Below are 12,390 nucleotides of genomic sequence, written 5' to 3'. Positions count from 1 at the left end.
AACTATGTTTGGTGGTAAAGGCGGATTGGGCAACCTGATGAAACAGGCCCAGCAGATGCAGGACAAAATGGCCAAAGTTCAGGAAGAGATCGCCGCGCTTGAAGTGACCGGTGAGTCCGGTGCTGGCCTGGTAAAAGTCACCATTAACGGCGCGCACAACTGCCGTCGCGTGGAAATCGATCCCAGCCTGCTGGAAGATGATAAAGACATGCTGGAAGATCTGGTTGCCGCAGCGTTCAACGATGCCGCACGTCGCATTGACGAAACCCAGAAAGAGAAGATGGCTTCTGTCTCTTCAGGCATGCAGCTGCCGCCAGGCTTTAAGATGCCATTCTGATGCAAACCAGCCCACTGCTTGAATCATTGATGGAGTCGCTGCGCTGTCTGCCCGGCGTGGGGCCGAAGTCGGCTCAGCGCATGGCGTTTCAGCTGCTGCAGCGCGATCGCAGCGGGGGCATGCGGCTGGCACAGGCGCTGACCCGGGCGATGTCGGAAATTGGTCACTGTGCCGATTGCCGCACCTTCACCGAGCAGGAAATCTGCACGATCTGCGCCAACCCACGGCGTCAGCAGAACGGTCAGATTTGCGTGGTGGAAAGCCCGGCGGATATCCACGCCATTGAGCAGACCGGCCAGTTTGGCGGTCGCTACTTTGTCCTGATGGGCCATCTCTCGCCGCTCGACGGGATCGGTCCGGCCGACATCGGTCTGGATCGTCTGGAGCAGCGTCTGGGGAGTGAAACCCTGCAGGAAGTGATCCTCGCCACCAACCCGACGGTGGAAGGTGAGGCGACCGCGAACTATATCGCGGAGCTCTGTGGCCAGTATGGCGTCAGCGCCAGCCGAATCGCGCACGGCGTGCCGGTGGGCGGTGAGCTGGAGATGGTCGATGGCACCACGCTCTCCCATTCACTGGCGGGTCGCCAGAAGTTTAAATTTTAATCACTTGCCGGTGTTGTGACAGACACCGGCTTGAAAATCCCCCCGCCATCCCCACATCAACCTCAACGTTTGTTCAACCTGTTTTGTTGAGGTAGCAATGACCATGAAAGGACAAGAGACCCGTGGCTTTCAGTCGGAAGTAAAACAACTTCTGCACCTGATGATCCATTCTCTCTATTCAAACAAAGAGATTTTCCTGCGTGAGCTGATCTCCAACGCCTCGGATGCGGCCGACAAACTGCGCTTCCGCGCCCTGTCAGATTCCAGCCTGTATGAAGGTGATGGCGAGCTGCACGTTCGTCTCTCTGTTGATAAGGACAACCGTACCCTGACGCTGAGCGACAACGGTATCGGTATGCGTCGTGATGAGGTGATTGAGAACCTCGGGACTATCGCCAAATCAGGCACCAAATCTTTCCTTGAATCCCTGGGTTCTGACCAGGCGAAAGACAGCCAGCTGATCGGTCAGTTTGGCGTGGGCTTCTACTCCGCCTTTATCGTGGCGGATAAAGTGACCGTGCGCACCCGTGCCGCGGGCGCCTCAGCCGATGAAGGGGTCTTCTGGGAGTCAGCAGGCGAGGGTGAATATACCCTGGCGGAGATTGAGAAAGCCGACCGCGGGACCGAGATCACCCTGCATCTGCGCGAAGGCGAAGATGAGTTCCTGGATGTCTGGCGGGTTCGTAACATCATCAGCAAGTACTCCGATCACATCGCGCTGCCGGTTGAGATCGAAAGCAAAGATGAAGAGAGCGACACGACGCACTGGGAGAAGATCAACAAAGCCCAGGCGCTGTGGACCCGCAACAAATCTGACATCAGCGATGAAGAGTACAACGAGTTCTACAAGCACATCGCCCACGACTTCAGCGATCCGGTCGCGTGGAGCCACAACCGGGTGGAAGGTAAGCAGGAATATACCAGCCTGCTCTACATTCCGGCGCGTGCGCCGTTCGATATGTGGAACCGCGATCAGAAGCATGGCCTGAAACTCTATGTACAGCGCGTCTTTATCATGGATGACGCTGAGCAGTTTATGCCGAACTACCTGCGCTTTGTGCGTGGCCTGATTGACTCCAGCGATCTGCCGCTGAACGTCTCCCGTGAGATCCTGCAGGACAGCCGCGTCACGCAGAGCCTGCGCGGTGCGCTGACCAAACGTACCCTGCAGATGCTGGAAAAACTGGCGAAAGATGACAGTGAGAAGTATCAGACCTTCTGGAAAGAGTTCGGTCTGGTGCTGAAAGAGGGCCCGGCAGAAGATCACGCGAATCAGGAAGCGATCGCGAAGCTGCTGCGTTTCGCGACCACCCAGAGCGACGGCGCGGCACAGACCGTTTCGCTGGAAGATTACGTCAGCCGCATGGTGGAAGGTCAGGAGAAGATTTACTACATCACTGCTGACAGCTATGCCGCTGCCAAGAGCAGCCCGCATCTGGAGCTGTTCCGCAAAAAAGGTATTGAGGTGCTGCTGCTCTCCGATCGCATCGACGAATGGATGATGAGCTATCTCACCGAGTTTGACGGGAAAACCTTCCAGTCAGTGAGCAAAGCGGACGAGTCGCTGAGCAAGCTGGCCGATGAAGAGACTGAAGAGCAGAAAGAGGCGGAAAAAGCGCTGGAGCCGTTTGTTGAGCGGGTGAAAAATCTGCTGGGTGAACGCGTGAAAGAAGTACGTCTGACTCACCGTCTGACTGACACACCCGCCATTGTTACGACCGACGCCAACGAGATGACCACGCAGATGGCGAAGCTGTTTGCCGCGGCCGGACAAGAGGTACCGGAAGTGAAGTACCTGTTCGAAATCAACCCGGATCACCCGCTGGTGAAACGGGTTGCCGATACTCAGGATGAAGCACGCTTCGGTGAGTGGGTTGAGCTGCTGCTGGATCAGGCACTGCTGGCAGAGCGCGGCACCCTGGACGATCCAAACCAGTTTATCCGTCGCATGAATCAGCTGCTGACGGCTTAAACGTTAACGGGGCGGCGATTTTAATGGCCTGACGCGGATTGTGCAGCGCTGGCTCAGGGAGCATACGCCCTCCGCAAAGACGCAAACGCCGCCATCCCTGGCGGGCTCAGCGCGGGCCATCCATGGCCCGCTATGCTTTGCTCCTGGCGTATGCTCCCATCGCTTTAGCTCTGGTGTCGTCTGCCTGACCGTGTTCCCTGTGCGGGCTCGATCTGACAGCCGAGCAGAGTAGAGCAGGGCAGTTCAGAGCAGAGTCAACAACATCAAGCCGGTGATCATCACCGGCTTTTTTTATGGCTGTGCGGCATCCCGCAGCCAGTCCCGAAACAGGGTGATCTCGCTGTCGTCACGGCGACTCTGCTTCGTCATCATCCATGTTGCCCGATCGGTCGGGACAAAGCCGAGTGGGGCGATCAGCGATCCCTCCTCCAGCTCCCGCCGAACCAGCAGACGCGGCGCCATCAGCACGCCCAGACCACTGCGTGCCGCCTGAATAGCCAGCGTCAGCGTCTCAAAGTGCTTACCGCTGCTGAAGCGGCCGCTGACCCCTGCCTTTGAGGCCCACTCTGACCAGGCGTGGAGACGGGTATCCGCATGCAGCAACGGCATTGCCGATAAATCTTCGCCCACCCGCAGCTGTGAGGCGAAATGCGGGGCGCAGAGCGGTCCGATCTCATCCTCGCTCACCAGCATCGCGTCAATATCGGGTTCAGGTGACTCGCTATGGCTGAGGATCAGCACATCCACATGCTCGCTGCGCAGTTGAGGAACCTGAGCCAGCGGCTGAAAGTGAACCTCAATCTCCGGATAGCGCTGATAGAAGCTGGAGATGCGGGGGATCAGCCATTGCGATAAAAAACTGGGGGCACAGGAGATACGAATCTGCTGAAGCAGACCGGTGCGGATATTTTCACAGCTGCTGCGTAATTCACTGAATGCCTGCTGACAGCTCAATAGCAGACGGTCGCCATGTGCCGTCAGCTTTACGCGGCCATTAGTGCGGACAAACAGCGGTTTACCCATCCAGCTCTCCAGCTGGCGAATCTGATGGCTGATAGCACTGTGCGTGACGTGCAGATGTTCAGCCGCCACGCTGAAGCTGCTGTGCAAGGCTGCCTGGTGGAAATAGTGCAGCGCTCTCAGTGGCGGCAGTCCGTTCATCCTTATCCCCTGTGCAAAAATCTAACAGGGATTGTCAATTTATATCATTTTAAAGTCCAGCCGCATTGGCCTACTCTACAGGACAAATTCTGGCGGGTTGACTCATCCTTATATCTGTGACTTTCCACAGCTATTCCGCCTGGCTTCACCTGCGTTCACGCCACACTATTATTCAAGCGAGACTGCCATGGCAAACGGCCCTTTATCCTCTGAAACGTCTGAAGAGGCGCGTCATCGGTTGCGCCTGGCGCTGTCACGTTATTATAAACTTGAGCAGTTTGACCTCTTCTTTACCCCCTCACTGCATGTGGCTCAGGTGCTGCTCTCTCAGCTGTTTCTGCGCCAGGAGCAGACGCGCAATCAGACCCGCTACGCCTCACACTATCCGGTTACCGAACTCAGCGTTCTGCCCGCGATCCCCCTGATAGCCGGTAACATCACGCTGGTGCCGCACGTCGACTTACCGGATGGCCGGGTGCGCCCGCTGCGGGAGTGCCAGCGCCACGGCGTGACGGAAGCGAGCGAGAGCTTCGCCAGCGTGCTGCATCACAAACTGATCGACGAAGCCCGTCTGTTTGTGACCCGACTGGATCGGCATGCGGAGATCTGCAGCGATCTGGTGCTGGTGGCGCTAAGAACGCACGACTTCAGCACCCTGGTACGCAGTGAACTGCGTCTGTTTGAACAGGGGCTGACGCTGCCCGCCATCGACGAGGCGCTGCATCGCCTCAACGATCCGCAGTGGCGGCCTTACAATGCCGCCACCGTCGATGCGCTTTCACTTTCAGGGCCGCTGTCGCTCAACTCCAGCCATCAGCCCGGTCTGCCCTTTGCCAGCTTTACGCTCCCGGCACCGCTGTTCGCCAGGCTGTCGGACGCCGATGACGTGGTGAAGTGGCCGCAGCAGGCGCGGCTGCAGCTGAATGCCAACGTGCGTGGCAGCGGTAAAAAAAGCGTGAATATGACCCATTATCTGAGCCGCCGGCTGCAGTATTTGCTCGGCACCGGCATGAAATCTGAAAAAGCGTCAGGCAGACCAGCCGGGTCTGGTTTCGCGCCATAAAGCCAGTAAAGTAGCCCTGAGCGATCCGCGCCCTTCCTTGTGATGAGCGGGTCATAATGGTATGTTCTTCGCCTTCAAGATAGATCAATGCGATTCGCAAGGGGATTTACGCAATGCGTATTATTCTGCTCGGAGCTCCGGGCGCAGGTAAGGGGACTCAGGCCCAATTCATCATGGAGAAGTACGGCATTCCGCAAATCTCCACTGGCGACATGTTGCGTGCAGCAGTGAAAGCAGGCAGCGAGTTGGGCAACCAGGCGAAAGCCATCATGGATGCTGGCAAACTGGTGACCGATGAGCTGGTGATTGCGCTGGTTAAAGAGCGTATCACCCAGGAAGATTGCAAAAACGGTTTCCTGCTGGACGGTTTCCCGCGCACCATTCCTCAGGCGGATGCAATGAAAGAAGCCGGGATCACCGTTGATCACGTGCTGGAGTTCGCTGTACCGGACGAACTGATCGTCGAACGTATCGTAGGTCGTCGCGTGCATGCGCCGTCAGGCCGCGTCTATCACGTCACCTTCAATCCACCGAAAGTGGAAGGCAAAGATGATGTGACCGGTGAAGAGCTCACCACGCGCAAAGACGATCAGGAAGAGACCGTGCGTAAGCGTCTGGTGGAATACCATGAGATGACCGCGCCGCTGATTGCTTACTACAGCAAAGAAGCGGAAGCGGGCAACACCGCCTATCACAAAATCGACGGCACCCGTAAGGTGTCCGAAGTGAGTGCTGAGCTGGCTAAGATTCTGGGCTAAGCTCACCGGGGCCGGGATTACCGGCCCCTTTTGCAGTAATTGCTTTTACCTCCCACTAATTCCGCTACAATTTCCCTGTTTTCACGCATCCCGTTGTTATCAAGGAACTCCAATGAGGCAAGATAAGCCCGGCGTGTTACTGGTTAATTTAGGTACGCCAGACGCCCCTACCACACCTGCTGTTAAACGTTATCTGAAACAGTTTTTAAGCGATCCTCGCGTGGTCGATGCGCCGCGCTGGCTCTGGTGGCCGGTTCTCAATGCCGTCATTCTGCCGTTTCGCTCACCGCGCGTATCGAAGCTTTACGCTTCGGTCTGGATGGAAGGGGGATCGCCGTTGCTGGTCTATAGCCAGCGTCAGCGCGACGCCCTGGCGGCCCGCGTCGATATGCCGGTTGAACTCGGTATGAGCTACGGCAATCCCAGCCTGAAAAGCGCCGTGGATAAGCTGATGGCGCAGGGCGTGACCCGCCTGATTGTGCTGCCGCTCTATCCGCAATTCTCCTGCTCCACCGTGGCGGCGGTGTGGGATGGCCTGACCAGCGTCTTCAGAGCGTATCGCTCATTGCCTGAGGTGCAGTTTATCCGCGACTACGCCGAGCATCCGGCCTATATCACCGCGCTGAAAGCCTCTGTCGAGCAATCCTTTGCGCGGCACGGCCAGCCCGATCTGCTGGTGTTATCCTTCCACGGCATTCCGCAGCGCTTTGCCAACGAAGGTGATGACTATCCGCAGCGCTGCGCGGATACCACAGCGGCCCTGGTGAAAGCGCTCGGCCTGCGTGAGGATCAGTACATGATGACCTTCCAGTCACGTTTTGGTCGTGAGCCCTGGCTGATGCCTTACACCGACAAAACGATGGAAAGCCTGCCTGCGAAGGGGATTAAACATGTTCAGGTGATGAGCCCGGGCTTCTCGTCAGACTGCCTGGAGACGCTGGAGGAGATCAGTGGTGAAAACTGCGAAATCTTCATGCACGCCGGCGGCGAAAAGTTTGAGTACATTCCCGCACTGAACGCCGATGACGCGCACATCGACATGATGGTGCAACTGGTCAACGCACGTCGTTAAAGCAGAGGCGGAGAGTGTGATATCATTCTCCGCCTGTTTTTCCAGACGGCACTCCCGATGAAATTTCCCGGCAAACGCAAATCTAAACACTACTTTCCCGTCAGCGCACGCGATCCCCTGTTACAGCCGACTCAGACCGACGTTGATGCGGGCAGCTGGGTGGTGGGTATCGACCAGACGCTGGTGGATATCGAAGCAAAAGTCGATGACGCTTTTCTGTCACGATACGGCCTGAGTGCCGGGCACTCACTGGTCATCGACAATGCTGTCGCGGAAGCGCTGTACAGCGAGCTGATGCGTGACGGGCTCATCACCCATCAGTTTGCCGGTGGCACCATCGGTAACACGCTGCATAACTTCTCGGTGCTGGCCGATGATCGCTCGGTCCTGCTGGGCGTGATGTGTAACAACATCCAGATTGGCGGCTACGCCTATCGCTACCTCTGCAACACCTCAAGCCGGGTAGATCTCAACTTCCTTCAGGGGGTGGATGGCGCGATCGGTCGCTGCTTCACGCTGATTGGCGAGCATGGCGAGCGCACCTTTGCTATCAGCCCCGGTCAGATGAATCAGCTTCATCCGGATAGTGTGCCGGAAGACGTAATTGCCGGGGCCTCGGCGCTGGTTCTCACCTCCTATCTGGTGCGCTGTGCCGAGGGTGAGCCGATGCCGCAGGCGACGCTGCGCGCGATTGAGTATGCCAAACGCCATCATGTGCCGGTGGTGCTGACGCTGGGCACCAAACATGTGATTGGCGACAACCCTCAGTTCTGGCGTGACTTCCTGCGTGACCATGTCAGCATCGTGGCGATGAATGAAGAGGAAGCGCTGGCGCTGACCGGGGAGTCCGATCCGCTGCTCGCCGCGGATATGGCGCTGGAGTGGGTGGATCTGGTGCTCTGTACCGCTGGCCCAATCGGGCTCTATATGGCGGGGTACACCGAGGAAGAGTTCAAACGCAAAACCAACCACCCGCTGCTGCCTGGCGCGATTGCGGAGTTCAATCAGTATGAGTTCAGCCGGGTGATGCGCCAGCAGGATTGCCAGCAGCCGCTGCGTGTCTTCTCGCATATCGCGCCTTATATGGGCGGCCCGGAGAAGATCATGAACACCAATGGCGCGGGGGATGGGGCGCTGGCGGCGTTACTGCATGATATTACCGCCAACACCTATCACAGTCTGAATGTGCCCAACTCCAGTAAACATGCGCGTCCTTATCTGACCTACTCGTCGCTGGCGCAGGTGTGTAAGTACGCCAACCGTGTCAGCTATCAGGTGCTGAACCAGCATTCGCCGCGTTTAACCCGCGGACTGCCGGAACGCGAGGACAGCCTGGAAGAGTCCTACTGGGATCGGTAAAGCGGGTCGCGACAGGATATAAAAAAGGCCCTTCTGAACAGCAGGGCCTTTATGAACAGCAATCAGCGCACTACATCACAGGGCTGTAAATCCTCTCCCTGCGTCATCTCATCCTGCAGGATCTGCAGCATGCTGCTGGCGATCTCACGCTCACCCATCACGACGCGGGATGCACCGCGTTCCATGATGTATTCCACTTCATCGTCGTAGTGGGCGCGGGCAATAATCTCAATGTTCTGGTGTTTTTCACGCGCGGCGGTGACCACTTCACCCGCCTCATAGCCATTCGGGATCGTGAGTAACAGCCAGCGGGCGCAGTCCAGTCGTGCCAGTTCCATGGTTTCAGCGCGGGCCGCGTTGCCCAGCACCGCTTTGATACCCTGCTCGCGCAGCGCTTCGACCCGCGGACGGGAGTTTTCAACCACCACCAGTGGCACATTCGCCTCCAGCAGCTTCTGACCAATCAGGCTGCCCACCCGGCCATAACCGACAATCACCGCGTGATTGCAGAAATCGACCGGAATCTGCTTCTCTTCTTCGATGGCCTCTTCCAGCGTCTGCTCTTCCATGGTTTCGGTTTTCGCCAGAAAACGCTCCAGCAGGGTAAACAGAATCGGGTTGAGCATAATCGACAGAATAGCGGCGGCCAGCACCAGGTTGCGCCCCTCATCGCTGAGCAGGCCGAGTGAGATACCCAGACCCGCCAGGATAAAGGCGAACTCACCGATCTGCGCCAGACTGACCGAAATGGTCAGCGCTGTGCGACGCGAATGGCCGAGCAATGACACCAGCAGCCAGGCGGCGACTGACTTGCCGACCACAATAATCACCAGCGCACCCAGCACGGCCAGCGGCTGCGTTACCAGAATGGAAGGGTCAAACAGCATCCCCACCGAGACGAAGAACAGCACCGCAAAGGCATCGCGCAGCGGCAGGGTATCGCGTGCCGCGCGGTGGCTCAGTTCGGACTCGTTGAGCACCATACCGGCGAAGAACGCACCCAGCGCAAACGAGACATCGAAAAATTCAACCGCGCCAAACGCGATACCCAGCGCCAGGGCTAACACGGCCAGGGTAAAGAGTTCACGTGAACCGGTCGCCGCACTGCGGGCGAGGATCCAGGGCACAGCCCGGCGTCCCACGACCATCATCAGCACCATAAAGGCCGCCACTTTGCCGATGGTCCACAGCAGATCCCAGGCCAGCAGGCCGGCGCTGGCGTTGCCCTGTTCCATCATGCCGGCAATCGCAGGCAGCAGCACCAGCGTCAGCACCATCACCAGATCTTCAACAATCAGCCAGCCAATCGCAATCTGCCCGCGCTGGCTATCGATCAGCTGTCGCTCCTCTAACGCGCGCAGCAACACCACGGTACTGGCGGTAGAGAGGCAGAGGCCAAAGACCAGGCCGGTCATCCATGACCAGCCCAGCGTCCAGGACAATCCCATTCCCAGTAAGGTCGCGACGGCGATCTGCGCGATGGCGCCGGGAATGGCGATCGACTTTACCGACATGAGATCTTTCATTGAGAAGTGCAGGCCGACACCGAACATCAGCAGGATAACGCCAAGTTCAGCCAGTTCAGGGGCCAGATTGGTATCGGCAACGAAACCGGGGGTAAAGGGGCCGGCCAGCACGCCGGCCATCAGGTAACCGACCAGCGGAGAGATACGCAGGCGATTCGCCAGCATCCCAAGGAGAAATGCCAGAACCAGCGCTCCGACAATGGTAGTGATCAACGGGGTGGTGTGATGCATGCCTGTCTCCTTGTATGCAAATGTATCCGCTTGTAACAAACGAGTTTAATGTAAAATCACACCTTCCGCTGAGCAATTTGCGGGAATAGCGTAAAAAAACCGGAAAAAAGCCAATTACACAATCGGAAGGCCATTTCTGCTCATTATCAGCAATACTGGCTGAATTTGCGGTTCAGCCAGAGCAGGATAAATAAAAATTATCATGAGTAAATGTCGGCAGTCTGACGCAAATAGCCGGTAAATGGCCTCTCAGAGCGGCTAAAACCCGTCAGCCCCTCTTTTTGCAGGAGTAAACAATCAGTTAACAATAGAGCGCACTGTCGGTTGAGGTGACGCTGGCAGACAGGGAGCCTGCGATACGGTGCCCGCCCCCGGTTCTGCTGGCGGCATTGCGCGGACCGGTGCAGCTGGCGTGATGCGCATTGGCCTTGAGTTCGCCGGAAGAATGTGCGACACAGTGGGGCAATGCGGCCGGGAATTCGGGCCAGGGGAAAATTAAGGAGAATGTCAGTGGTGATTTCAAAATGGACAGGGGCGGGCGTCGCGCTGCTGATGGCGCTGTTTCCGCTGTTTTCACAGGCCGCCCAGGCCGATCGCAGCTATCGCTTCAGCGTGCTGCACACAAACGATGAGCATGGCCATTTCTGGTTCAATGACCAGGGCGAGTATGGTCTGGCGGCACAGAAAACGCTGATGGACACGATGCGCTATGACGTACAGGCCAGAGGCGGCGGCGCACTGATCCTCTCCGCCGGGGATGTGAACACCGGGGTGCCGGAGTCTGACGAGCTGGATGCAGAACCTGATTTTCGGGCGATGAACCTGATTGGTTATGACGCCATGGCGCTGGGCAATCATGAGTTTGATAAGCCGATTGCGGTGCTGCGCAAGCAGGAGAAGTGGGCGCGCTTCCCGCTGCTGGCTGCCAACGTCTATCAGAAAAGCACCGGTCAGCGGATGTTTAAACCCTGGGCAGTCTTTAACCGTCTTGGACTGAAAATCGCGGTTGTCGGGCTGATCACGCCTGACACGGCGAAGCTGGCTAACCCTGAAGGACTGAAAGATACCGACTTCCGCGATCCGATTGCTGAAGCCGTGAAGGCGGTAGCCGAACTGCGCGCCACAGAGAAGCCGGATGTGATTATCGCGCTGACCCATCTTGGTCACTATGACGATGGCAACCATGGCAGCAACGGCATTGACGATGTCACCCTGGCGCGCAGCCTGCCCGCCGGGACAATCAATCTGATTGTCGGCGGGCATTCGCATGACGCCGTCTGTATGGAAAAAGAGAACGTCAGCGTGAAAAATTATCAGCCTGGCCAGCCATGCCAGCCTGATAAGCAAAATGGCATCTGGATTATGCAGGCCGACAAGTGGGGCAGATATGTCGGACGCGGCGATTTTACCTTCCGCAACGGTCAGGTGACGCTGGAGGCGTATCAGCTGGTGCCGGTGAATCTTAAACACCGGGTGAAAAACGCCGATGGCAGCGAAACCTGGCTCACCTGGCAGGAGGAGATCCCTAAAAACAGCGCGATGATGAAACTGCTGATGCCGTTCCAGAAGCGGGCGGAGGCGAAGTTAACCGTCAATGTCGGCAGCGCCGACGGCGAGTTCAGCGGTGAAAAAGAGCAGGTTCGCTTTGAGCAGACCAACCTCGGCCAGCTGATTCTGCGCGCCCAGATGGCGCACACGCAGGCGGATTTTGCCGTGATGAGCGGTGGTGGCATTCGCACCTCGCTGAAATCGGGCAAGCTCAGCTGGCGCGATCTGCTGCAGGTTCAGCCGTTTGGCAATCAGGTGGTCTCTGTCAGCCTGACCGGCGCGGAGATCAAAAAATATCTGGATGTGGTTGCCAATATTCAGCCGGACACGGGGGGCTACGCCCAGTTTGCCGGGATCAGCCTGACCGCGGATGGAAAGCAGGTCAGCGACGTCATGATCAACGGCAAGCCGCTGCAGGAGACGCAGCACTATCGTATGGCGACCAACAGCTTTAATGCGGCAGGCGGCGACGGTTATCCGCGTCTGGATAACCACGCGGGCTATCGCAACAGCGGAGCGGTGGATGCGCAGGTACTGCGTGAGTGGATTCACGCCCATTCGCCGCTTAAAGCCAGTGACTATAAGCCCAAAGGCCAGATCGTACATCTGACCGATGAGCAGATCCGGGCGCGGGATGAGGCGGCCGAAAAAGCGCGTAAGCGTAACTACCCGAAAATGATTCTGGCGTGGATCTGGCCGTGGGGGAACGAAACAGCCCGCACGCATTGAACGCACCGGGAGGCGTCTGCGCCTCCCGA

Annotated in this window: 10 protein-coding genes; 8 read left to right on the top strand and 2 right to left on the bottom strand. The window is 57.7% G+C overall.

All coding sequences use genetic code 11. From position 1 onward, the window contains the following. The first annotated feature begins 4 nt into the window (after positions 1–4). The 3 genes from S7A_RS14255 (at position 5) to htpG (ending at position 2,914) form a co-directional block, all read left to right on the top strand. Entirely contained in the window at positions 5–337 is a 333-nt protein-coding gene (locus tag S7A_RS14255; protein ID WP_009091641.1) for a YbaB/EbfC family nucleoid-associated protein, read from the top strand. Continuing rightward, positions 337–942: a recombination mediator RecR gene (gene recR / locus S7A_RS14250; protein ID WP_009091639.1), complete on the top strand. Its 606-nt coding sequence runs from the start codon at positions 337–339 to the stop codon at positions 940–942. Before S7A_RS14255 ends, recR begins: the two co-directional genes overlap by 1 nt. A gap of 97 nt (positions 943–1,039) precedes the next feature. Then, positions 1,040–2,914, top strand: a complete 1,875-nt coding sequence (htpG, locus tag S7A_RS14245) for a molecular chaperone HtpG (protein ID WP_033736390.1) — start codon at positions 1,040–1,042, stop codon at positions 2,912–2,914. 291 nt (positions 2,915–3,205) lie between these two features. Here the strand turns inward: htpG and S7A_RS14240 are convergent, their stop codons facing one another. After that, a complete protein-coding gene (locus S7A_RS14240) occupies positions 3,206–4,075 on the bottom strand; it encodes a LysR substrate-binding domain-containing protein (protein WP_009091634.1) in 870 nt (289 codons plus the stop codon). 187 nt (positions 4,076–4,262) lie between these two features. Here S7A_RS14240 and S7A_RS14235 point away from each other — a divergent pair, with 187 nt between their 5' ends. The 4 genes from S7A_RS14235 (at position 4,263) to S7A_RS14220 (ending at position 8,327) form a co-directional block, all read left to right on the top strand. Then, positions 4,263–5,138 carry a DUF6024 family protein gene (locus S7A_RS14235; RefSeq protein WP_009091632.1) on the top strand — a complete coding sequence of 292 codons (876 nt, stop codon included), beginning with the start codon at positions 4,263–4,265 and terminating at the stop codon, positions 5,136–5,138. Positions 5,139–5,251: 113 nt separating this feature from the next. Beyond that, on the top strand, positions 5,252–5,896 hold the full coding sequence (adk, locus tag S7A_RS14230) for an adenylate kinase (RefSeq protein WP_009091630.1): 645 nt from the start codon (positions 5,252–5,254) through the stop codon (positions 5,894–5,896). Positions 5,897–6,008: 112 nt separating this feature from the next. Further along, a complete protein-coding gene (gene hemH, locus S7A_RS14225) occupies positions 6,009–6,968 on the top strand; it encodes a ferrochelatase (protein WP_009091628.1) in 960 nt (319 codons plus the stop codon). A gap of 57 nt (positions 6,969–7,025) precedes the next feature. After that, complete coding sequence (locus S7A_RS14220; protein WP_009091626.1) at positions 7,026–8,327, top strand: inosine/guanosine kinase; 1,302 nt, start codon at positions 7,026–7,028, stop codon at positions 8,325–8,327. A 62-nt stretch (positions 8,328–8,389) separates the two neighbouring features. On the opposite strand, the gene ybaL is transcribed toward S7A_RS14220, so the two are convergent. Continuing rightward, complete coding sequence (ybaL, locus tag S7A_RS14215; RefSeq protein WP_009091623.1) at positions 8,390–10,084, bottom strand: YbaL family putative K(+) efflux transporter; 1,695 nt, start codon at positions 10,082–10,084, stop codon at positions 8,390–8,392. 504 nt (positions 10,085–10,588) lie between these two features. Between ybaL and ushA the strand changes: the two genes are divergently transcribed. Further along, positions 10,589–12,361 carry a bifunctional UDP-sugar hydrolase/5'-nucleotidase UshA gene (ushA, locus tag S7A_RS14210; protein WP_009091621.1) on the top strand — a complete coding sequence of 591 codons (1,773 nt, stop codon included), beginning with the start codon at positions 10,589–10,591 and terminating at the stop codon, positions 12,359–12,361. Positions 12,362–12,390: the final 29 nt, after the last annotated feature.

The sequence above is a fragment of the Pantoea sp. Sc1 genome (assembly GCF_000255315.1).
GTDB lineage: Bacteria > Pseudomonadota > Gammaproteobacteria > Enterobacterales > Enterobacteriaceae > Pantoea > Pantoea anthophila.
The sequence above is the reverse complement of the archived record's forward strand: the minus strand, read 5'-3'. Positions and strand labels throughout refer to the sequence as shown.